The following is a 21,169-nucleotide window of genomic DNA, read 5'->3' as shown; positions in this document are numbered from 1 at the left end:
GGAACCTCGCCAGCGAATTGTCGGCGGGTGCGGGCACTATGGGGGGCATGAGCGAGACGGGTGCAGAGAAGGCCACGGGGTCGAAGTCCATGCCGGACTGGGAGAAGCGGTTCAGGGCACCACGGGTGTCGCTGCCGGACTGGGCGGAGGACGCGCCGCAGCGCTCCCTGTTCGTGTCGAACGCGACGGGGACGTACGAGCTGTACGCGTGGGACAGGACGACGGGCACCCAGCGCCAGGTCACCGACCGGCCGAACGGCACGACGGACGGCGTGCTCTCGCCCGACGGCGAGTGGATCTGGTGGTTCAACGACAAGGACGGCGACGAGTTCGGCGTGTGGCTGCGCCAGCCCTTCGCCGGGGGGCCCGACGAGCCCGCGGTGCCTGGCCTTGAGGGTTCCTATCCCGCGGGCCTCGCGCTCGGCAGGGACGGCCGGACGGTGGTCGTCGGACGCTCCACGGACGAGGACGGCTCGACGATCCACGTCGTACGCCCGGATGGTCCCGGCGGCCCGGACGCGGGGCCCGTCGAGGTGTACCGCCACCGCGAGTCGGCGGGCGTCGGCGACCTCTCCCACGACGGCACGCTGATCGCCGTGGAGCACACGGAGCACGGCGACGCGATGCACTCCGCGCTCCGCGTGATCAGGACGGACGGCTCCACGGTCGCCGAGCTGGACGACACCAAGGGCGGCACGGTCGAGCTGGGCCTGGAGGTCCTCGGCTTCGCGCCGGTCCACGGGGACACGCGCCTGCTCGTCGGGCACCAGCGCCGGGGCCGCTGGGAGCCGATGCTGTGGGACGTCGCGTCCGGCGAGGAGAGCGACCTCGCGCTCGGGCTGCCGGGTGATGTGAGCGCCGAGTGGTATCCGGACGGCTCCGCGCTGCTGATCGCGCACGGCTTCGAGGCGCGGGGCGAGCTGTTCCGCTACGACCTGGCCTCGCGGGAGCTGGTGCGCATCGAGACGCCCGCGGGCTCGGTCTCGGGTGCCACGGCGCGGCCCGACGGTTCCGTGGAGTACATGTGGTCCTCGGCGGCCGAGCCGCCGGTGGTGCGGTCCACCTCGGGTGGCGTGGTCCTGGATCCGCCCGGCATGAAGGCGCCGAGGTCCGTGCCGGTGGAGGACGTGTGGGTGGAGGGCCCCGGCGGCCGTATCCACGCCCTCGTGCAGAGGCCCGCGGGCGCCACCGGTCCGCTCCCCACGGTCTTCGAGGTGCACGGCGGGCCCACCTGGCACGACAGCGACTCCTTCGCGGCGGGCCCGGCGGCCTGGGTCGACCATGGGTACGCGGTGGTGCGGGTCAACTACCGCGGCTCCACGGGGTACGGCCGGGAGTGGACGGACGCGCTCAAGCACCGGGTGGGCCTCATCGAGCTGGAGGACATCGCGGCGGTCCGCGAGTGGGCGGTCACCTCGGGTCTCGCCGACCCCGACCGCCTGGTCCTCTCGGGCGGCTCCTGGGGCGGGTACCTGACTCTGCTCGGCCTCGGCACGCAGCCCGATGCGTGGGCGGTGGGGCTGGCGGCGGTGCCCGTCGCGGACTACGTGACGGCGTACCACGACGAGATGGAGGCTCTCAAGGCGATGGACCGCACGCTGCTGGGCGGCACGCCGGAGGAGGTCCCCGAGCGCTTCGCCGCGTCGTCCCCTCTGACGTACGTGGACCAGGTCAAGGCCCCCGTCTACATCTCGGCGGGCGTCAACGACCCGCGCTGCCCGATCCGCCAGATCGACAACTACGTGGACCGGCTGGTCGCGCGGGGCGCGGTACATGAGGTGTACCGGTACGACGCCGGGCACGGGTCGCTCGTCGTGGACGAGCGGATCAAACAGGTCGCCCTTGAGCTGGACTTCGCCTCCCGGCATCTGACGGGGGCGCCCCGGGTGGCGTGAGGTTCGCCTGCGGCGGGCGGGGCGGGGTTGTGCGCCGCGCCTGCGGCGGGCTGAGGTGGGGTGCGGTGCGCCGCGCCTGCGGTGGGCGGCGGACTAGGGCCTGGGGGCTGGGGCTTGCGCCTGCGCTGGGCGGGCTTGCGCGCCTCGCGCCTACGGCGCAGGCCATACCGCCGCTTCGCGGCGGGTCCTTCCCCACCCACCCGTTCACCCCGCACCGAGGGGCGGGGCAGGGGGCTGGATGCTGGGGTGCCGGGGAAAGGCTCGCGGCAGGCGGGGCTGGGTGTGGCCGGTCAGGGGCCGGGGGCGGTCGGTCACCGCTTGGTGCGGGGTAAACGGGTGGGTGGGTGGGAGAACTGGGTCGTGGCGGCCGGTTCGGTGCGGCCGGCCTGGGGGCGCCGGGGAAGGTGCGGCCACCGCCCGTCACCGCTTGGTGCCGGGTAAACGGGCGCGTGGCTGGGATGAGACGTGGGGACCAGCTGGGTGGACGAGACGGGGGCCAGCCACCGCTCCGAGCGGGGGTGACGTCGGTTCCGCGCGCTTGGCGGGAGGCGGGGCGAGGGATACCCCACGGCCCGGCACCCCGCAGGGGCCCCGTACCGTGGGAGGTGTGTACCGGTTTCTGCTGACGCCCCGCTGGTGGGGGATCAACGTCTTCGTCGTGCTGGCCATCCCCTTCTGCATTTTCATGGGGTCCTGGCAGCTCGGCCGCTTCGAGGACCGCGTGCAGGACCACGAGTCCGCCAAGGAGCAGGCCGCGGCGCAGCGCGGCGCGCACGGTCGTAAGGCCGAGGCCCGGCCCCTCGACGCGCTGCTGCCCGTCGACAAGGAGACCTCCGGCGAGCAGGCCACGGCCACCGGGCGGTACGGCGAGCAACTCCTCGTACCCGACCGGGAGTTGGACGGCAAGCGCGGCTTCTACGTGCTGACCCTGCTGCGCACCGACGGCGGCAAGTCGCTGCCCGTGGTGCGCGGCTGGCTCCCCGGCGAGGCGAGCGCCGCCAAGGCCCCAGCCGCCCCGAAGGGTGAGGTCACCGTCAAGGGCGCCCTCCAGGCCTCCGAGAGCCCCGGTTCCAACGGGGTGAGCGCCGCCGGCGGGCTCCCCCGGGGCCAGCTGGGCGCGATCAGCTCGGCCTCGCTGGTCAATCTCGTACGCGACGACGTGTACGACGCCTGGATCACCCTCGACAAGGGCGACTCCGGCATGAAGGCCGTCCCGGCGAGCGCGCCGAGCAACACCGGCCTGGATCTCAAGGCCTTCCAGAACCTCGGCTACACCGGCGAGTGGTTCGTCTTCGCGGGCTTCGTCGTCTTCATGTGGTTCCGGCTCTTCCGCCGCGAGGCGGAGGTCGCCCGCGACGCGCGGCTCGGCCTGCTGCCCGAGGCCCGGGGCCAGGAAGCGACGGAAGCCGCCTCCTGAGCCCGGCGGGCCCAAGCCGCTAGGTCGTGGGCAGGATCCCGGTGCGGTAGAGCGTCCCGGCGCAGGCGTTGGGGACCGTCGCGCCCGCCGAGGGCGAGCCCGCCTCCGCGGTCAGGGAGACCAGGACGCTGCCGTCGAGCACTCCGCCGTCCGCCCGCCCCAGCTGGGGCTCCAGGCCGTCGTTCGTGCCGGTCTCCGGGGTGCCGCCGCCGTCGGTGGGCGTCGGGTCGGGGGTGGGCTCGCCGCCGTTGGTCGGGCATGTCTCCGACGGCACCCAGGCGAAGCGCACCTCATAGGCCGCGCCGGGCTGAAGGACGAGCGGGCTCGCCTCCAGCGAGGGGTCGGGCAGGGCACCCGCGGCGTCGCCCGCCGTGTGGTCCACCACCGTGATCTTCGCGGGGTCGGCCGCGCCCTGCGCCGTGGCGCTGACCGCGCCCGCCGCCTCGACCGTGCAGCTGCTGCCGGAGACGTTGGTGACGCGGAAGCTGCCGTAGACCTTGCTGTCGGCCTCCGCCGGGCCCGCGCCGCCCGTGGCGCCGAGCTGGGCCGCGGAGCAGATGGGCGAGGTGGCGGCTTCGGAGGCGCCGGGGTCGGGCGAGCCCGTACCGCCGCCGCCCGTGCCGCCCTTGCCCTTGCCGTCCTTCTTGTTCTTCTTGTCCTTCTTGCCCTTCTCCTTGGACTTGCCGGGCTTCTTGCCGGTGTCCTTCTGGCCGGAGTGGGGACCCTTGCCCTGGCTGGAGCCGCCCTGCGACTCCTGGCTGTTGCCCGCGATCGAGGGCCGGTCGTCCGAGCCGCCCCCGGAGTTGGTCACGTGCACCAGCGCGGGGACCGCGGTGCCGATGAAGAGTGCCGCGGCGGCGAGGCCGACGACGGCCTGGCGCTTGCGGGCCCTGCGGGCCGGGACCGCGCGCCGCAGGTGTTCGAGGGAGCGCTCGCTCGGCTCGATCTCCTCCACGGCCTGCCGCATCATCCGCCGCAGCGCGAGCTCGTCGGAACCGAGCTCGCCTGGTTCGTCCTCGGGGCCGTGGTTCACGTTTCCGTTCCCGCCATGCTGCTCAAATCCGCCCTGCTCATCACGCTTGCGCTCACTCATGCCGGCGCCTCCATGGCGACCCTCAGGGCCGCGATGCCGCGCGAGCCGTACGCCTTCACCGAGCCCAGGGATATGCCCAGGGTCTCGGCGACCTGCGCCTCGGTCATATCGGCGAAGTAGCGCAGCACGAGGACCTCGCGCTGGCGCCGCTGGAGGCCGCGCATCGCCTTGATCAGCTCGTCGCGCTCCAGCAGGTCATAGGCCCCTTCCTCGGCGCTCGCCATGTCCGGCATCGGCTTGGAGAGCAGCTTCAGCCCGAGGATGCGCCGCCGGAGCGCGGACCGCGAGAGGTTCACCACGGTCTGGCGCAGATAGGCGAGCGTCTTCTCGGGGTCCCGCACCCGCTTGCGCGCGGAGTGGACCCGGATGAACGCCTCCTGCACCACGTCCTCGCAGGACGCCGTGTCGTCCAGGAGCAGCGCGGCGAGGCCGAGCAGCGACCTGTAGTGGGCGCGGTAGGTCTCGGTGAGATGGTCGACAGTGGTGCCCGCGGTCATCGTGTCGTCAGCGCCCTCGCGCTGCGCAGGAAGAGAGGCGGGCCGCGCCGCGGGCATGGGCGCGATCACCGGCATGCCGCCGGGCGCGCGGGTACGACGAGGGGGACGCAGCGCTGCCGCGCCTCTCGCCTGTACCGCTGTGAAGTCGAGTACCTCTGCCACGCCTGTTGGACACGCTTCCCCCCGTCAGGGTTGTACGCATCCGGCATCGCGTTTGCGGCGAGTCGCGCGGGCATCGCTCGTGACGATGCATCAAATGCCCCCATGCGTACCAGCTCTTCCCCTATGCCCCAATTTTGCGGCGCTCAGGCCACCCTGAGGGTGACCGCTAAAGACGCCCCCGCCCCGCTGCCGGTTGCAGTGATCGGACGGGAATCTTCGAACGCGGAGATGATCCAGTTCAACCGCACTGGCCCACCGAGTTGGACACAGAACTTACACAGATACCGCGAAGATCTTCGCTCTGGGGCCGCATACCGATCGGTTTGCGGGGCATACGGACTGGTTGGGCTCGTGGCGGAACGCCCCCGCTCAGCCCGCCGTGAACTCCTTGGCCACCAGCTCCGCGATCTGCGCGGTGTTCAGGGCCGCCCCCTTGCGCAGGTTGTCCCCGCACACGAACAGCTCCAGGGCGGTCGGGTCGTCCAGGGCGCGCCGCACCCGGCCCACCCAGGTCGGGTCGGTGCCGACCACGTCCGCGGGCGTCGGGAACTCCCCCGCGGCCGGATCGTCGAACAGCACGACCCCCGGCGCGGTGGCGAGGATCTCGCGCGCGCGGTCGACCGTGACCTCGTCCTCGAAGCGGGCGTGGACGGTCAGGGAGTGGGTGGTGATGACGGGCACGCGGACGCACGTGGCGGCGACGCGCAGCCCCGGAAGGCCGAGGATCTTGCGCGACTCGTCGCGGACCTTCATCTCCTCGGACGACCAGCCGTCGTCCCTCAGCGTCCCGGCCCACGGCACGACGTTCAGCGCCACGGGCTCCGGGAAGGGCCCCGTGTCGTCGCCGACGGCCCTGCGTACGTCTCCGGGGCTGGTGCCCAGCTCGGAGCCGGCCACGAGCTTCAGCTGGCGGCGCAGCGTCTCCACGCCGTCGCGGCCGGCCCCGCTCACCGCCTGGTACGAGGAGACGATCAGCTCGCGCAGCCCGAACTCGGCGTGCAGCGCGCCGACGGCCACGATCATCGAAAGGGTCGTGCAGTTGGGGTTGGCGACGATGCCGCGCGGGCGCACGCGCGCGGCGTGCGGGTTGACCTCGGGGACCACGAGCGGGACGTCCGGGTCCATCCGGAAGGCCGCGGAGTTGTCGACCACGACGACGCCCTTGGCCGCGGCGAGCGGCGCCCACCGCGCGGCCACCTCGTCGGGCACGTCGAACATGGCGACGTCGACCCCGTCGAAGACCTCCTCGGAGAGTGCGAGGACCTCGACCTGCTCACCGCGCACCGCCAGCTTGCGGCCGGCCGAGCGCGGTGAGGCGACGAGCCGGATCTCGCCCCAGATATCGGCGTGCTGCGACAGGATCTGGAGCATGACCGTGCCGACGGCCCCGGTCGCTCCGACGACCGCGAGCGTCGGCTTTCGGCTCATCGGCCGGTGCCTCCATAGACCACGGCCTCGTCCGTGTCGGAGTCCAGGCCGAAGGCGGTGTGCACGGCGCGCACGGCCTCGTTGACGTCATCGGCGCGCGTGACGACCGAGATGCGGATCTCGGAGGTCGAGATCAGCTCGATGTTGACGCCCGAGTCGCTGAGCGCCTCGAAGAAGGTCGCCGTGACACCGGGGTTGGTCTTCATGCCGGCGCCGACGAGGGAGATCTTGGCGATCTGGTCGTCGTAGCGCAGGGAGTCGAAGCCGATCGCCGAGCGCGTCTTCTCCAGGGCGTCGATGGCCTTGCGGCCCTCGTCCTTGGGGAGGGTGAAGGAGATGTCGGTCAGGCCCGTCGAGGCGGCCGACACGTTCTGCACGACCATGTCGATGTTGACCTCGGCGTCCGCGATCGCGCGGAAGATGGCGGCGGCCTCGCCCGGCTTGTCCGGCACGCCGACGACCGTGATCTTGGCCTCGGAGGTGTCGTGCGCGACACCGGAGATGATGGCCTGCTCCACCTTGCGGGCTCCTTGCTCGGAGGGTGATTCGTTGCTGACCCAGGTGCCCTGGAGTCCGCTGAAGGACGAGCGCACGTGGATCGGGATGTTGTAACGGCGGGCGTACTCCACACAGCGGTGGAGGAGCACCTTGGACCCGGAGCTGGCCAGCTCCAGCATGTCCGCGAACGAGATCCAGTCGATCTTCCGCGCCTTCTTGACCACACGCGGGTCGGCGGTGAAGACACCGTCCACGTCCGTGTAGATCTCGCAGACCTCGGCGTCGAGGGCGGCGGCGAGGGCGACGGCGGTCGTGTCCGACCCGCCGCGGCCCAGCGTGGTGATGTTCTTGCCCTCCTGGCTGACGCCCTGGAACCCGGCGACGATGGCGATGTTGCCCTCGTCGATCGAGGTCCTGATGCGCCCGGGGGTGACATCGATGATCCGCGCCTTGTTGTGGACGGAGTCGGTGATGACGCCGGCCTGGCTGCCGGTGAACGACTGGGCCTCGTGGCCCAGGTTTTTGATCGCCATGGCGAGCAGCGCCATGGAGATGCGCTCTCCGGCGGTCAGCAGCATGTCGAATTCACGCCCGGCAGGGATCGGGGATACCTGCCCGGCAAGATCGATCAACTCATCCGTCGTGTCGCCCATCGCCGAGACCACGACAACGACCTGATGGCCGTTCTTCTTGGCGTCGACGATTCTCTTGGCGACCCGCTTGATGCCCTCGGCATCGGCTACGGAGGAGCCTCCGTACTTCTGCACGACAAGGCCCACGTGCGCTCCTCGCTCAATCCGTTGTGCGGTCGGCTCAGTTTAACGAGCGGCCGAAATTCGCCTGGTGGATATCACATCGTGAGATGTTCTGCTCACCAGATGATCGTCTCAGGCGTACGTTCCCGCTGGTCGGGCGTACGTTCCGGTCGCTCGGCTTGGCACATGCCCGCTGTGGAGCGCTGCACTCCGGAAAGTGGGGCGGCTCACAGGGCGGGCCCTTACCGCACCGGCTTCACGGTGTGCAGGCCCAGCGGGCCCGCGATCTCCTCCGCCATCACCCTGCCCGCTTCCTCCGCGAGCGCCTCCTCGGCGAGGTCCTCGTCCGTGTCCAGGCCGTCCAGGTCCTCCAGGGGCTGGTTCAGGCGGACGTGGGCCACCAGGGACTGGAGGGCGCGCAGGGTGGCCGACGCGGTCGAGCCCCAGTTCGAGAAGTACGAGAACTGCCACCACCACAGGGCCTCGGTCGTGCGGCCCGCGCGGTAGTGGGCCAGACCGTGGGAGAGGTCCGCGACGACGTCCGCGAGGTCGTCCGAGATACGGGCGGCCACGGGCGCCTTGCGGGGCTCGTACGGATCGAAGACCTCGGAGTAGACGTCGATGGGGTCCAGGAGCAGCGCGAGGCGCTCCCGGAGGTCGTCGACGTCCTGCTCCGGGCCGAGGTCGGGCTCGTACCGCTCATCGGGGACGATGTCCTCGTGCGCGCCGAGGCGGCCGCCAGCCAGCAGGAGCTGGGAGACCTCCAGGAGGAGGAAGGGGACCGCCGAGTCCGGTTCGTCGCCCTTCGCGACCTCCCTGACCGAGACGATGAAGCTCTCGATCTGGTCGGAGATCTGCACCGCGAAGTCGTCCGGGTTGTCGGTCACGGTGTTCAGCGTGGCGTCAGACATCTAGGAGTCGTCTCCCCTCGAAAGCGCGGCCCAGGGTGACCTCGTCCGCGTACTCCAGATCTCCCCCGACAGGGAGTCCGCTGGCCAGGCGGGTGACCTTCAGGCCCATGGGCTTGATCATGCGTGCGAGGTACGTCGCCGTCGCCTCGCCCTCCAGGTTGGGATCGGTCGCCAGGATCAGCTCCGTGACGGTGCCGTCCGCGAGCCTCGCCAGGAGTTCTCGTATCCGCAGATCGTCCGGGCCCACGCCCTCGATCGGGCTGATCGCCCCGCCGAGGACGTGGTACTTCCCGCGGAACTCGCGGGTCCGCTCGATCGCCACGACATCCTTCGGCTCCTCGACCACACAGATGACCGAGAGGTCGCGGCGCGGGTCGCGGCAGATGTTGCACAGCTCTTCCTGGGCGACGTTCCCACAGGTCGCGCAGAAGCGGACCTTGTCCTTCACCTCAAGGAGGGCGTGCGCGAGCCGGCGAACGTCCGTGGGCTCCGTCTGGAGGATGTGGAAGGCGATCCGCTGCGCGCTCTTGGGACCGACGCCGGGCAGCCTGCCCAACTCGTCGATGAGGTCCTGAACCACGCCTTCGTACAACGGAACGCCTTTCCTTGAGATCCCGGGACCCGGTGGTCCTGAGGAGGTTGCCGACTCTCTACGTACGGTAGTTGGCCGGGGGGTTTCTTAGAAGGGAAGGCCCGGGATGCCTCCGCCGCCCAGGCCCTGGGCCAGCGGGCCGAGCTTCTGCTGCTGGAGCGTCTGCGCGTTCTCGTTGGCCGCCTGGACCGCCGCGACCACCAGGTCCGCCAGCGTCTCGGTGTCCTCCGGGTCCACGGCCTTGGGGTCGATCACCAGGCCGCGCAGCTCACCGGAGCCGGTGACCGTCGCCTTGACGAGCCCGCCGCCCGCCTGTCCTTCGACCTCCGTGCGCGCCAGCTCCTCCTGCGCGGTCGCGAGGTCCTGCTGCATCTTCTGGGCCTGCTGAAGCAGCTGCTGCATATTGGGCTGGCCACCACCGGGGATCACGATCAGCTCCCTTTCCTACGGGTCCACGAGGCGGGGTTTCCGCCTGAAACGAGCCTACGTGGTCAGGGGTGCCGTCGCCCCAGCACTCTTTCGAGTGAGATCAGCCGTCTTCCTATACCTGATCAAGCACCTCTTCCGGGCGGAAAAGCCGTGAAACGGCGCTCAGGGCCACCCATTGGGCGGTAGGACTTGTGCCACCGCATCGGCCGGAAAACGTTGCGCCACCGCAGGGAACAGCCCCGCAGGGAACAGTCAGGGATCTCGTAGAGGAGTGCCGGGTGAGCCAGCCGGAGATGCAGCCCGATGGGGTGCCCCCCGAGGGGCAGGGTGCGGGGGCGGGTGCCGGTGCGGGCGGGCAGCGTCTCGGGGACCTGACCGGGCGGACTTTTCCGCTCGGCGACTGGGGAGAGCCCGCCGCGCGCCTCGACGAGCTGTACCGCTGGGTGGAGCGGGGCGCCCTGGACACCGCCGAGTGGTACCTCACGGACCGCGGCTGGAAGCGGCGCGGGGCGCGGCTGCTGCGGGCGGGGACCGCGCTGGGGGCGGCGGGGGCCGGGGTGCTGCCGCTGCTCGATCTGGCCGGGGCGGCGGCGGGGGTGGCCACGTGGGGGTTCGTCTCGCTGCTTGCCGGGGTGGCGTGCGTGGGGTGCGACCGGTTCTTCGGGCTGACGTCCGGGTGGATGCGGGACGTGGCGACCGCGCAGGCCGTGCAGCGGCGGTTGCAGGCGTTGCAGTTCGACTGGGCCACGGAGAGCGTGCGGGAGGTGCTCGGGCCGACGGAGGGGACCGCGGGGGAGGCGGCGGAGCGGTGCCTCGGGGTGCTGCGGAGGTTCTCCGAGGACGTGACGGAGCTGGTGCGGGCCGAGACGTCGGACTGGATGGTGGAGTTCCGGGCGGGGCCCGTGCCGCTGGTCATGCAGGCGATGGTGCGCGGGGCCGCCCGGGAGGTGCCGTCTCCGCCCGGGCGGTTTCCGTTGCCGCCGGGGGCGCGGCCGAACATGCCTCGGCAGCGGCCGCCAGAACCCAGGTAGTCACCGGCTGCTTTTGGCGGGCCTGTCACCGGCTTCGCCGGGTTCGTCCTCAAACGCCGGACGGGCTTCCCCACCGTGCTCAGCTGTAGATGATCATTGAGCCTTGGGCGAGGCTTCTTGTCGTCGCCGCGTGCAGGCCCAGCCAGACGTGGCGTTCTCTGGCGAACGGGCTCGCGTCCGGAGGGGCCGGGGCCGCCGGTTCCTCCAGGGACGTGGGGTGCGCCGGCGGGGCCGGGGCCAGGGGCGGGTTCGCGGGGTCTATGCCGATCGACGGGGCGACGAACTCCAGCTCGCGCAGGAGCGCCTGGGAGGAGCCCAACGGGCCCCCGCCGGTGAGGAGTTCGTCGTTGGACAGCGGCGCGGGGAAGTCCACGGGGACGTACGCGCCCGCGTGGTCGTAGTGCCAGACCAGGTGCGACTGCTGGGCCGTGGCGTCGAACATCTCCAGCAACTGCTCGTAGTCGCCGCCCAGTTCGTCCACCGGCGTGACCTCAAGGCCGCAGATGCGCAGCAGGTAGGCGCGGCGCAGGAAGTGCAGCGCGTCGTAGTCGAACCCCGCGACCGGGGCGACGTCGCCGGAGAGGCCCGGCATGTAGGAGAAGACGGGTACGGGCGGGTAGCCGGCCTCGTGCAGCGCTTTGTCGTAGGCGGCGATCTCTTCCGCGAAGGGGTTGTCGGGGCTGTGGCACAACACGTCGACGAGCGGGACCAGCCACAGGTCGCAGGCCAAGAAGACTCCTCGGGTCGGGGTAGGGGGCGGGGTCGGGGACATGGGTCGGTACGTGCGTTGCGCTGTGCTGAGTAGCTGTGCGTTGCCTCGCGTGCAGGCAGCGTAGTCGCGCCCCGGGCCCGCTAGCTGCCCCCGTGCGCGACCCGGTCGTCGCCACGGCCTTCGTACAAGTCCCATACCCACACGCCGTCCACCCACCGCGCCCGCTGCCCCACAAGCGCGTCGACGGTCGTGCGCAGAGCCGCCTCGTTCGGCTGCGGGGGCAGGACGAGGAGGCCCGCCTTCCAGAACTCCAGGTCCTCGCGGGCCGCCTCACGCCAGGCCCGGGTGACCTTCGGGACCTGGCCCGAGTCGCTGACCTGGCGCAGGAGGGTGGAGGTGTTGCGGGGCGAGGGGCCGTAGATGCCGACGCGGTCCGGGCCCCAGGGGCCGTTGAAGTAGCCGCCCGGGAAGCGGAAACCGAGGTCGGCGACGGTCTGCCAGTGCAGGGCCTCCGCGTGGGCGGCGTCGGGCACGGGGATCGGTACGAGGGTCTCGTGCGGGCCCAGATACGCGCGCCAGGTGCCCCGCGCGATGAACGGCGGCACCTCGGCCCGGTCCACGGCGTCGAGCGGCACGGGCACGATCGGCAGCAGGGCGAGGGCGACCGCGGCGACGCCCGCGTAGCGGCCGGCGGGTGCCTTGTCCCGGGTCAGCAGGCGGGCGAGGGCCAGGGCGAGGAGCATGCCGAGCGCCGGGGCGCACACCATCGCCACGCGTCCCTCGATGACGGACTCGAAGAGCGGGCGGTGGCGGATCAGGGCCCAGGGTCCGGGGAGGACGATGTCCGTGAGGGGGACGCGGAATTTCGGGCCGAGCGAGAGCAGCGCCGCCCCGAGCACCGTGCAGGCGAGCGCCTTGACGACCGCGCGCTCCCACAGTCGTACGACGATCGCGAAGGCCAGGGCGGTGAGCGGCCAGCCGTAGAAGGCGTTCTGCTCGGTGCGGTTCAGGGCGAGGGGGTCGGAGGTCTCCGCGGCGCCCGCGAGGGAGCGTTCCGCGAAGGAGAGGAAGGCGAGCGGGCTGTTGCCCGCGTGGTCGCCGTGCAGCACGCTCTGGTAGCTCTGCGGGCCGAAGAACTGCCAGTGGAGGGGGTAGGCGACCAGCGGGAGCGCGACCGCGAGGGCGATGCCGATGCCGCGGGCCAGCGGGCGCCAGGCCTCCCTCGCCACGTCTCTTCGTACGGCCGCGTACGCGAGCGCGAAGAGCAGCATGCCGAGCGCCGCGAGCAGCAGGGGTTCCTCGCCGAGGAAGATCTGGTACGTCGCGAGGAGGCCGAGGACGACTCCGTCGCGTACGACACGGGTGCCCTCGCACAGCCGCAGCGCCCTGTCGATGATCAGCGGGATCATGAACAGGACGATGAAGTTCGGGTGGGCGTTGGCGTGGCTGACCATCGGGGGCGCGAAGGCGGCGAGGGCCGCGCCGACGGCGGCGGCGCCCCGGTGGGCGGTCAGGCGCCTGCGGATCAGCCAGTACCAGGCGACGGCGGTGGCGGCCAGGCCCCCGGTCATCGCCACGTTCAGGGCGACCGCGGGGCCGAGGAGCCAGGTCACGGGGGCGAGGGGGACGGAGAGGCCGAGCATGACCGTGTTGGCCATGAGGTTCACGCCGTCGGGGAAGTTCTGGAGGGTGGTGAAGAGCGGGTTGTCGAGGTGGCGGACGTTGTCGGCCGTCACCGCGAAGAACCACTCCCACTGGTTCTGGTCCTGCATGGAGTCGGGGAAGTAGCGGGACGCGGGGGATATCCAGCGCTGGGCGTAGAGGGTGACCGACAGGGCCAGGAAGAGGAGCGCGACGAGGACGTCGGCGCGGCGGATCGCGCGGGCCTTGAGGGCGGTCAGTTCGGCGAGGACCCTGACGTAGTCCAGCGGCCTGACCTTCGAGCCCTCCTGGTGCGACCAGCGCACGGGGACCTCGGCGACCGGCCAGCCCGCCCGGCGGAAGTACTGGAGTATCTCGACGTCTATCCCCCAGCCGCGCAGCCGGGACGCGGCGAAGGCCTCGCGGGCACGGTCGCCGTCGAAGAGCTTGAAGCCGCACTGGGTGTCGCGGATTCCGGGGACGGCGACCGAGCGTATGAGGAAGTTGCCGGTACGTCCGAGGAACTCGCGCAGGCGGTGCTGGTGGGCGCCGATGGTCGCGCCGGGGCGGGCGCGGGAGCCGATCGCCGCCGTGTGGCCGTCGGCGAGCGCCTTGTCGAGGTGGTCCAGCTCTTCTATGGGCGCGGCGAGGTCGGCGTCGGTGATCAGGACGCGGCGGCCGTAGGAGGCGAGGACGCCCTGGCGCAGGGCGTGGCCCTTGCCGCGGTTGCGGTCGCCGCGGATGAGGTGGACGCGGGGGTCGGCGGCGGACGCCTCCGCGGCGATCTCGGCGGTGCGGTCGGTGGAGCCGTCGTCCACGACGATCAGCTCCCACTCGCCCTGGTCCGGGCCGTCCAGGTGCGCCTTGATCGCGGCGAGGGTGGGGGCGAGGCGGCGCTCCTCGTTGTACGCGGGGACGACGACGGTCAGTTCCGGGGCCGAGGGCGGGGTTGGGGTTGGCGTCGGGGACGGGGTTGGCGTTTGGCCGGTGTTCGGTTCCGTGCTCATGCCGCGGCCAGCCGCTCGATGAGGGAGAGGGAGTGCGCGTTGTACTCCACGACGATCGCGTGGGCGCCCGCCGGGTCGCGGCGCACCAGGGCGTCCACCAGCTCGGTGTGGCGTGACCAGAGGGCGCCGCGCAGGTCACCGCCGCCGCCCTCGCTCCAGCGGCGCAGGTGGGTGACGGCGCAGACCCAGGACTTCACGCGCAGGCGGTGCAGGAAGTCGGAGAGGTAGGGGTTGCCGAAGAGGGTGCTCAGCTCGCGCCAGAAGCGGAGGTCGTAGCCGATGAGGACGTTCAGGTCGCCCGCACAGGCCGCGCGGGCCGCTTCCTCGCCCCTGCGGCGTACGGAGAGCAGGGCGTCGGCCTTGTCGTCGTGGGTCGCGGGGTTCTCCGCGAGGTCGCGGAACATGCCGTCGGCTATGAGGCTGCGGGCCTCCAGCATGCCGCGGTAGTCGGCCAGCGTGTGCTCGTGGACACGGAAGCCGCGGTGCTGGTCGGCGTCGAGGAGGCCCTGGGCGGTGAGGTTCACCAGGGCCTCGCGGACGGGGGTCGCCGAGACGCCGTACTGCTCGGCGATCTCCTTGACGGTGAACTCCTGACCCGGCTCCAGCCGGCCCGCGAGGACCTCGTCGCGGAGGGCGTCGGCGATCTGCTGGCGCAGAGTGCTGCGGATGACGGCGGGGCCGTCGGTGCCGGGCATCTGGGTTCCCCCACGGAGTCTGGCGTGGTCGCCTTGAGCGGTCGTTTTGCTGGGCCCTGCGGAGGGGCGCGGGCTTGTCAGAGTACGCGGTGGGGGGTTGGGGGGCCTGGTGTGGTGCCTTCGGCGGGGGGTGGGGGTGGTGAGCGGCGGGGGGTGGGGGTGGCTTGTGGCAGGGGCCCGGGGTGGTGTGTGGCGGGGGCCCGGGGTGGCGAGCGGCGGGGGCCGAGGGCGGCATGGGGCGAGGCCCGGGGGTGGCGAGCGGCGGGGGCCGAGGGCGGCATGGGGCGAGGCTCCGGGGTGGCGAGCGACGGGGGCCGAGGGCGGCGAACGGGTGACGGCTCGGCATGCCCGGGGAGGTGCCCGGGGCCCAGGCCGGGGAGGCGGGCGGGCCGTCACGGCCGGGGGTCGCGGCGCCGGGGGAGGTCGCACAGGCCGTCACAGCCGGGGGCCACACAGGCTGTCAGGCCGGGCAGGCCGCGCGGGCCGTCACGCCGGGGAGGCCACGCAGGCCCTCACACCAGGGAGGCCTCGCAGGCCTCGGAGGCCTCGCAGGCCGCACAGGCCGGGCAGGCCGCACAGGCCGGGCAGGCCGCACAGGCCGGGCAGGCCGGGGAGGCCGCACAGGCCGGGCAGGCCGCACAGGCCGCACAGGCCGTCACGGCCGGAGGCCACGCGGGCCGTCACACCCGGGGAGGCCTCGGAGGCCGGCGCGTGGAAAGGCCCCGCGCCGGCCGGGGGAGACGGTGCGGGGCCACCTGGGGGCGTGGGGTCAGGAGACGTGCGCGTCCGCCTCCGTGAGCGCTGCGTCCAGCACCGCGAGGCCCTCCTTCGCCTCCGCCTCCGTGATGGTGCACGGCGGCACCACATGAGTGCGGTTCATGTTGATGAACGGCCACAGGCCGTGCTTCTTCGCCGCGGCGCCGAACGCCGCCATGGGAGCGTTCGCCTCCCCGGAGGCGTTGTACGGCACCAGCGGCTCCCGCGTCCGCCTGTCCTTCACCAGCTCCAGCGCCCAGAACATGCCGAGCCCCCGCACCTCCCCCACACTCGGGTGCCGCTCGGCGAGGTCCGCGAGCCCCGGGCCGATCAGCTCCGTGCCCAGCCGGGCCGCGTTCTCGACGACCCCCTCCTCCTCCATGACCTGGATCGTGGCGACCGCGGCGGCGCAGGCCAGCGGATGCCCGGAGTACGTCAGACCGCCCGGGTAGGGCCGCCTCGCGAAGGTCTCGGCGATGGCACCGGAGATCGCGACGCCGCCCAGCGGGACGTAACCCGAGTTCACGCCCTTCGCGAACGTCATCAGGTCCGGCACGACGCCCTCGAAGTGGTCCACGGCGAACCACTTGCCGGTCCGCCCGAACCCGACCATGACCTCGTCGAGGATGAAGACGATGCCGTACCGGTCGCAGATCTCGCGGACGCCCGCGAGGTAGCCGGGCGGCGGGGTCATGATGCCCGCGGTGCCGGGGATCGTCTCCAGGATGAGCGCGGCGATGGTCTGCGGGCCCTCGAAGACGATGGTGTCCTCCAGGTGCTGGAGGGCCCGCTCGCACTCCTGCCGCTCGTTCTCCGCGTAGAAGCGGGAGCGGTACAGGAACGGCGCCCAGAAGCGGACCACGCCCGCCGCGCCGCTGTCGGAGGCCCAGCGGCGCGGGTCGCCGGTGAGGTTGATGGCCTGCTGGGTGCCGCCGTGGTACGAGCGGTACGCCGAGAGGACCTTCGTACGGCCCGTGTGCAGACGGGCCATGCGTACGGCGTGTTCGACGGCGTCGGCGCCGGCGTTGGTGAAGAAGATCTTGTCCAGGTCGCCCGGGGTCCGCTCGGCGATGAGGCGCGCGGCCTCCGAGCGGGCCTCGACGGCGAAGGCGGGCGCGAACGTCGTCATCGTCGCGGCCTGTTCCTGGATCGCGGCGACGACCTTCGGGTGCTGGTACCCGATGTTGGTGAAGACGAGGCCGCTGGTGAAGTCCAGGTAGCGGTTTCCTTCGTAGTCCCAGAAGTACGAGCCTTCGGCGCCGGCGATGGCCGGCGGGTCGATGAGTTCCTGTGCGGACCAGGAGTGGAAGACATGTGCGCGGTCCGCGGCCTTCACGGCGGCGCCGACCTGCGGATTCGGCTGAGGGGTCATGGGGCCGAGGGTAAATGTCCACGGTGTGGACAGGACATGGGCGTCCTGTCTGGCCTCGGAAGCGGAACCCGACACAGTGTCGGGCCGGGGGGCCTCAGTTGGGATCTGCCGGTCCGTCGTGGTTGCTCGCGCCGTTCCCCGCGCCCCTTCGGGGCGCTCGTACGTGCCCCGAAGGGGCGCGGGGAACTGCGCGCGCAATGGGGGACCGGCCGCAGGTGAGGAGCTGCCGGGGTTAGTCCTCGTCCCGGTCCGGGGTCACCCTCGCCCGTGGGCCTTGCGCCGTGCAGCGGATGTCGTAGGCGAGGTCTTCCCGCTCGTCGTCGTCGCCCGGCTCCGCCTCCAGGCGGGCGACCGCCGCCGGGCCCCGCTCCACGTCGTCGTCGATGTGGAAGCCGTCCGCCGGGCTCCAGGAGACGAGTCTGACGGTGCCGTCCGGGCGGCACTCCACCGTCGCCGCGCCGCCGGTGAAGCGGACCGTGGAGCGTTCGGGCGAGGGGGAGGGGGAGGACGAGGATGAGGGTGAGGGCGCGGGTTCCCTGGCCGGTGTCCGCGAGGCCTGCCGCCCCTCCGACGCCCTGGCCAGCGCCTCACGCACCGCCGCCTCGTCCAGCGGACGGCTGTGCGCCGCGCCGCCCCCGCTGTCCGAACCGGCCAACTGCCAGGCACCCAGCGCCCCCGCCGCCGTGCCGACGGCCACCCACGCCGCCGTGACGACCGCGCTCCGCCACTTCCTCATCCCGCCACTGTGCCGCATCGTTTCCTAACGCCCGGTTAAACCCCGGCCAATGCCCCTCACTACGGTGGTTGTATGGCGCACCTTCTCGTCGTCGAGGACGACCCCCAGCTCCGCGGCGCCCTGGTGCGTGCCCTGCGCGACAAGGGGCACGCGGTGGCGACCGCGCCCAGCGGCATGGCGGGGCTCGACGCCGCCGTCACCAGCCGTCCCGACCTGGTCGTCCTGGACCTGGGGCTGCCCGACGTCGACGGGGCGCAGGTGCTGCGGATGCTGCGCGCGATCAGCGACGTCCCCGTCATCGTGGCGACGGCCCGCGACGACGAGCCGGAGATGGTGACGGTCCTGGAGGCCGGGGCGGACGACTACATCGTGAAGCCGTTCGGCGCCGCCCAGTTGGACGCGCGCGTCAAGGCCGTCCTGCGGCGCCTCGGCGTGACGGAGACCGAGGAGCCGCTGCGCGTCGGCGGGCTCCGCGTCGACCCGGCCTCCCGCGAGGTCACCCTCGACGGCACGCCCATCGACCTGACGCCCCGCGAGTTCGACCTCCTCGCCCACCTCGCCCGCCGCCCCGGACAGGTCGTGTCCCGCCGCGAACTCCTCGCCGAGGTCTGGCAGCAGCCGCTGGGCGGCGCCGACAAGACGGTGGACGTCCACCTCTCCTGGCTCCGCCGCAAACTCGGCGAGACGGCCCAGCGCCCCCGCTACCTCCACACGGTCCGCACGGTGGGCGTCAAACTGACCGCCCCCGAGGACACCGACTGATGCGCCGCAGCCTCCTCCTGCTGACCGCGGCCACCACCGCCCTCGTCCTCGCCGCCCTCCTCGTCCCCCTCACCCTCCTCACCCGCACCCACGCCGCCGACCGCGCCACGGCCGAGGCCACCGCGCGTGCCCAGTGGGTCGCCCACGCCCTGGGCCCCGCCCTGGCCACCGCCGACGAGCGCGCGTCCGCCGAGCAGACGGTGGAGAGCGTCAACGGCACGAATCTGCCTGCCACTTCGCTCATCCTCGCGGACGACACCGTCATCGGCCCGCGCGTGCACCAGGAGACCGACCCGGTCCGCCTCGCCCGCACCGGCCGCGCCTTCACCTACGAACCCGAGTCCGGCGGCCGCCTGGTCCTCGTGCCCGTGCAGGGCGCGAAGAACGGCACCGCGGTCGTGCAAGTGACGCTCAGCGAGCGGCAGTTGTACGCCGGTACGCTCGCCTCCTGGCTCGTCCTGGCGGGCATCGGCGTGGGTCTCGTACTCCTGGGGCTCCTCCTGGCCGACCGGCTGGGCGCGCGGCTCGTCGGCGCGACCCGTCGCCTCGCCCGCACCGCGGACCGGCTGGCCGCCGGTGACCTGACGGCCCGCGCCACGCCGGAGGGCCCGCCCGAACTACGTCTCGTGGCAGGCGAGTTGAACCGCCTCGCCGCCCGCATCGACACCCTGCTCGCCGCCGAGCGGGAGAACGCCGCCGACCTGGCCCACCGACTGCGGACCCCGATGGCCGCCCTGCGCCTGGACGCCGAGACCCTGCGGGACCCGGACGAGGCGCACCGCATCGCCGCCGACGTCCTCGCCCTGGAGCACAGCGTCGACGACGTGATCCGCAAGGCGCGGCGCCCCCTGCGCGAGGCGCCGCGCGCCGACCTGGCGGCGGTGGCGCGCGAACGCGCCGCGTTCTGGGCGCCGTTGGCCGAGGACCAGAACCGCGCCACCAGCACCACGACCCCCGCCCACGCGGTTCAGGTCCCCGTGCCGGAGGACGAACTCGTCGCCGCGCTCGACGCGCTGATAGGCAACGTCCTGGACCACACGCCGCAGGGCACGGCGTTCGCCCTCACGGTCGTCGTCACCCCGGCCCACGAGGCGGAGCTGACCGTCACGGACGAGGGCCCCGGCTTCCCCGGCGCGACCGCCCCCGGCCGCGGGACGAGCGGCGCCGGGTCCACGGGCCTCGGCCTGGACATCGCCCGCCGCACCGCCGAGGAGGCGGGCGGCCGCTTCGAGACGGCGAGCACGTCCGAGGGTGCCCGCGTCACGCTCACGTTCCCGCCCGCGCCCCGCGAGGGAACCCCGTCCCGAGAGGGAGGGGCCCCGCCCCCCGGGGAAACGCCGACCGGGGAAACGCCGTCCGCACCGCCCGCGCCCACCGGTTGATCCCCAGCTCGGGCCGGACCGCCGCATACCCCCCGCAGTACTTGGTGAACTCCGCGGCCCGCACCCCGAACCGGTGCAGCACGCGGTCGGCCTCGGTCAGCTGCCCCTTGGTCTTCGTCTCGACGAGGACGAGCCCGCTGTCGGCGGCCGCCGTCCGCCCCGTCGCGGTGTCCCGCACGACCAGCCCCGCGTCGCACGTGACGCGCTGCCCGTCCGCCACGAAGGTCGCCCGCTGGTAGTCGGTCACGAGCGAGGCGGTGAGGCCCTCCGGGGCCTCGATGCCGTACGACCCGCGCAGCACCCCGGCGAGGAAGTCCTGCCGCGCCCCGTCCAGGGCGTGGTCGCCGCCTTCGAGACGCTGCCGGTGCTTGATGGTCTCGCCCCGCCCGCTCTTCAGCTTGATCTCGAACTGCCGCTCGCCGCTGTCCTGGTAGACCCGCTCACGTATGCGGTAGCGCAGCCGCCTGCCCTGCCGGTGGTCGTGGAAGGTCTCCAGGTCAGGGGTGTCGTAGTACGTCGAGTGGTACCGGAACCACCGCTTGCCGCCGATGCTGAGCGCCCGGAAGGGGCCATGGGCCCTGCGGGGGTCGGTCAGCAGCGCGGCGAGGTCCTCGAAGATCTCCACGGGCACGAGATAGCTGTTGTCGAAGCGGGCGAGCAGCTCCGCCCGGGCGTTCACCTCGTCCAGCGCGATGGGGTGCGCGGCGAGCGCGGCGCGGCCGATGGCGCGTACGGCGGGGTTCACACGGTCTCCTTCGGGTGGCTGGGGGCGATCGTGCGGGACCGGGTCGTGCGTCGTCGTATCGTCAACTCCCCACGCCGCCGCGAAGGTTCCGGCTGACGGAAGCGGACTTCCAGGACCATGAGGTCGCGTACGTAATCCACCTCCTGGACGGTCCATCCCAGCGGCTCCCCCAGGCGCCGCGCCAGCTCGGCCCGGAGCGCGCCCTCCTCGCGGTAGACGGCGTCGAGCGTGACGACCGCGCGCCGGTCGCGCGCGAAGAGCCGCGGGTGGTCGGCGCCGTACATCACGACGAGCAGTACGCCGGAGAGCAGCGCCGCCACCGGCAGGCTGAGCGCGGGAAGGCCGCAGAGCAGGCCGAGTACGAGGGTGATGAAGTAGTACGCGACCTCCTGGTGCTGGAGCGCGTCGGAGCGCAGCCGCACGATGGAGAGCACCCCGAAGAGCCCGAACCCGAGCGCGAGCCCGCCGTCGCCGCCGACGGTCCCGAGCCCGGCGACCACGGCGAACAGCGCGACGTTCAGGGCGAGGTACGCGGGGACCAGCTCGCGCCTGTGGTGCCGGGGATAGAAGACGCCGAAGGTCAGGAGCGCGACGGCGGCCAGGTCGAGGCCCAGGTGGGCGCCGAGGGCGCTGAGGTTCAGTGTGCTGTCCAT

The 21,169-nt window shown here is 72.5% G+C and carries 20 protein-coding genes; 5 read left to right on the top strand and 15 right to left on the bottom strand.

Annotated elements, in window-relative coordinates; translation table 11 throughout:
• Nucleotides 1–47 precede the first annotated feature (47 nt).
• Together DMA15_RS19690 and DMA15_RS19685 are read left to right on the top strand one after the other, a co-directional pair.
• Nucleotides 48–1,895: a prolyl oligopeptidase family serine peptidase gene (locus tag DMA15_RS19690; RefSeq protein ID WP_125514113.1), complete on the top strand. Its 1,848-nt coding sequence runs from the start codon at nt 48–50 to the stop codon at nt 1,893–1,895.
• Nucleotides 1,896–2,502: 607 nt separating this feature from the next.
• A complete protein-coding gene (locus DMA15_RS19685) occupies nt 2,503–3,312 on the top strand; it encodes an SURF1 family protein (RefSeq protein ID WP_206302776.1) in 810 nt (269 codons plus the stop codon).
• Between the two features lie 19 nt (nt 3,313–3,331).
• Here DMA15_RS19685 and DMA15_RS19680 read toward each other — a convergent pair whose 3' ends face one another.
• The 7 genes from DMA15_RS19680 to DMA15_RS19650 form a co-directional block, all read right to left on the bottom strand.
• The gene (locus tag DMA15_RS19680) at nt 3,332–4,405 is read right to left on the bottom strand and encodes a hypothetical protein (RefSeq protein WP_240659858.1); all 1,074 of its coding nucleotides are present in this window, start codon (nt 4,403–4,405) and stop codon (nt 3,332–3,334) included.
• A complete protein-coding gene (locus DMA15_RS19675; protein WP_125514111.1) occupies nt 4,402–5,064 on the bottom strand; it encodes a SigE family RNA polymerase sigma factor in 663 nt (220 codons plus the stop codon). The genes DMA15_RS19680 and DMA15_RS19675 overlap by 4 nt, the downstream gene beginning before the upstream one ends.
• A gap of 369 nt (nt 5,065–5,433) precedes the next feature.
• The gene (locus DMA15_RS19670) at nt 5,434–6,492 is read right to left on the bottom strand and encodes an aspartate-semialdehyde dehydrogenase (protein WP_125514110.1); all 1,059 of its coding nucleotides are present in this window, start codon (nt 6,490–6,492) and stop codon (nt 5,434–5,436) included.
• Nucleotides 6,489–7,769 (bottom strand): aspartate kinase, encoded by a 1,281-nt coding sequence (locus tag DMA15_RS19665; protein WP_125514109.1) that lies wholly within the window; start codon nt 7,767–7,769, stop codon nt 6,489–6,491. The genes DMA15_RS19670 and DMA15_RS19665 overlap by 4 nt, the downstream gene beginning before the upstream one ends.
• A gap of 218 nt (nt 7,770–7,987) precedes the next feature.
• Nucleotides 7,988–8,656 carry a DUF5063 domain-containing protein gene (locus tag DMA15_RS19660; RefSeq protein ID WP_125514108.1) on the bottom strand — a complete coding sequence of 223 codons (669 nt, stop codon included), beginning with the start codon at nt 8,654–8,656 and terminating at the stop codon, nt 7,988–7,990.
• A complete protein-coding gene (recR, locus tag DMA15_RS19655) occupies nt 8,649–9,248 on the bottom strand; it encodes a recombination mediator RecR (protein ID WP_125514107.1) in 600 nt (199 codons plus the stop codon). The genes DMA15_RS19660 and recR overlap by 8 nt, the downstream gene beginning before the upstream one ends.
• Before the next feature lie 87 nt (nt 9,249–9,335).
• Nucleotides 9,336–9,677 carry a YbaB/EbfC family nucleoid-associated protein gene (locus tag DMA15_RS19650; RefSeq protein ID WP_125514106.1) on the bottom strand — a complete coding sequence of 114 codons (342 nt, stop codon included), beginning with the start codon at nt 9,675–9,677 and terminating at the stop codon, nt 9,336–9,338.
• A gap of 278 nt (nt 9,678–9,955) precedes the next feature.
• Here DMA15_RS19650 and DMA15_RS19645 point away from each other — a divergent pair, with 278 nt between their 5' ends.
• The gene (locus DMA15_RS19645) at nt 9,956–10,708 is read left to right on the top strand and encodes an SLATT domain-containing protein (protein WP_240659857.1); all 753 of its coding nucleotides are present in this window, start codon (nt 9,956–9,958) and stop codon (nt 10,706–10,708) included.
• 79 nt (nt 10,709–10,787) lie between these two features.
• Here DMA15_RS19645 and DMA15_RS19640 read toward each other — a convergent pair whose 3' ends face one another.
• The 6 genes from DMA15_RS19640 to DMA15_RS19615 form a co-directional block, all read right to left on the bottom strand.
• A complete protein-coding gene (locus tag DMA15_RS19640) occupies nt 10,788–11,438 on the bottom strand; it encodes a hypothetical protein (protein WP_125514105.1) in 651 nt (216 codons plus the stop codon).
• Between the two features lie 122 nt (nt 11,439–11,560).
• On the bottom strand, nt 11,561–14,068 hold the full coding sequence (locus DMA15_RS19635; protein ID WP_125514104.1) for a dolichyl-phosphate beta-glucosyltransferase: 2,508 nt from the start codon (nt 14,066–14,068) through the stop codon (nt 11,561–11,563).
• Nucleotides 14,065–14,763, bottom strand: a complete 699-nt coding sequence (locus DMA15_RS19630; RefSeq protein ID WP_125514103.1) for a GntR family transcriptional regulator — start codon at nt 14,761–14,763, stop codon at nt 14,065–14,067. The genes DMA15_RS19635 and DMA15_RS19630 overlap by 4 nt, the downstream gene beginning before the upstream one ends.
• Before the next feature lie 486 nt (nt 14,764–15,249).
• On the bottom strand, nt 15,250–15,447 hold the full coding sequence (locus tag DMA15_RS19625) for a hypothetical protein (RefSeq protein WP_164551790.1): 198 nt from the start codon (nt 15,445–15,447) through the stop codon (nt 15,250–15,252).
• Between the two features lie 85 nt (nt 15,448–15,532).
• Complete coding sequence (locus DMA15_RS19620; RefSeq protein ID WP_125514101.1) at nt 15,533–16,891, bottom strand: aspartate aminotransferase family protein; 1,359 nt, start codon at nt 16,889–16,891, stop codon at nt 15,533–15,535.
• 232 nt (nt 16,892–17,123) lie between these two features.
• A complete protein-coding gene (locus DMA15_RS19615) occupies nt 17,124–17,627 on the bottom strand; it encodes a hypothetical protein (RefSeq protein ID WP_125514100.1) in 504 nt (167 codons plus the stop codon).
• 72 nt (nt 17,628–17,699) lie between these two features.
• Here DMA15_RS19615 and DMA15_RS19610 point away from each other — a divergent pair, with 72 nt between their 5' ends.
• Both DMA15_RS19610 and DMA15_RS19605 read left to right on the top strand, forming a co-directional pair.
• A complete protein-coding gene (locus tag DMA15_RS19610) occupies nt 17,700–18,389 on the top strand; it encodes a response regulator transcription factor (RefSeq protein ID WP_125514099.1) in 690 nt (229 codons plus the stop codon).
• Entirely contained in the window at nt 18,389–19,771 is a 1,383-nt protein-coding gene (locus DMA15_RS19605; RefSeq protein ID WP_125514098.1) for a HAMP domain-containing sensor histidine kinase, read from the top strand. Before DMA15_RS19610 ends, DMA15_RS19605 begins: the two co-directional genes overlap by 1 nt.
• Here DMA15_RS19605 and DMA15_RS19600 read toward each other — a convergent pair.
• A complete protein-coding gene (locus tag DMA15_RS19600; protein WP_125514097.1) occupies nt 19,656–20,516 on the bottom strand; it encodes a VTC domain-containing protein in 861 nt (286 codons plus the stop codon). The two genes, DMA15_RS19605 and DMA15_RS19600, sit on opposite strands and share 116 nt — an antisense overlap.
• Nucleotides 20,513–21,169 (bottom strand): DUF4956 domain-containing protein, encoded by a 657-nt coding sequence (locus tag DMA15_RS19595; RefSeq protein ID WP_125514096.1) that lies wholly within the window; start codon nt 21,167–21,169, stop codon nt 20,513–20,515. Before DMA15_RS19595 ends, DMA15_RS19600 begins: the two co-directional genes overlap by 4 nt.

Origin of the sequence: Streptomyces sp. WAC 01529 (genome assembly GCF_003945545.1) — a bacterium.
Lineage (GTDB): Bacteria > Actinomycetota > Actinomycetes > Streptomycetales > Streptomycetaceae > Streptomyces > Streptomyces anatolicus.
This window is presented reverse-complemented; position numbering and strand designations above follow the sequence as displayed.

Bases quoted from the DNA above. Each gene is read 5' to 3' on its own strand.
- DMA15_RS19690 (WP_125514113.1), top strand. From the start codon at position 48: ATGAGCGAGACGGGTGCAGAGAAGGCCACGGGGTCGAAGTCCATGCCG.
- DMA15_RS19680 (WP_240659858.1), bottom strand. From the start codon at position 4,405: ATGAGTGAGCGCAAGCGTGATGAGCAGGGCGGATTTGAGCAGCATGGC.
- DMA15_RS19670 (WP_125514110.1), bottom strand. From the start codon at position 6,492: ATGAGCCGAAAGCCGACGCTCGCGGTCGTCGGAGCGACCGGGGCCGTC.
- DMA15_RS19660 (WP_125514108.1), bottom strand. From the start codon at position 8,656: ATGTCTGACGCCACGCTGAACACCGTGACCGACAACCCGGACGACTTC.
- DMA15_RS19635 (WP_125514104.1), bottom strand. From the start codon at position 14,068: ATGAGCACGGAACCGAACACCGGCCAAACGCCAACCCCGTCCCCGACG.
- DMA15_RS19630 (WP_125514103.1), bottom strand. From the start codon at position 14,763: ATGCCCGGCACCGACGGCCCCGCCGTCATCCGCAGCACTCTGCGCCAG.
- DMA15_RS19620 (WP_125514101.1), bottom strand. From the start codon at position 16,891: ATGACCCCTCAGCCGAATCCGCAGGTCGGCGCCGCCGTGAAGGCCGCG.
- DMA15_RS19615 (WP_125514100.1), bottom strand. From the start codon at position 17,627: ATGAGGAAGTGGCGGAGCGCGGTCGTCACGGCGGCGTGGGTGGCCGTC.
- DMA15_RS19610 (WP_125514099.1), top strand. From the start codon at position 17,700: ATGGCGCACCTTCTCGTCGTCGAGGACGACCCCCAGCTCCGCGGCGCC.
- DMA15_RS19605 (WP_125514098.1), top strand. From the start codon at position 18,389: ATGCGCCGCAGCCTCCTCCTGCTGACCGCGGCCACCACCGCCCTCGTC.
- DMA15_RS19595 (WP_125514096.1), bottom strand. From the start codon at position 21,169: ATGGACAGCACACTGAACCTCAGCGCCCTCGGCGCCCACCTGGGCCTC.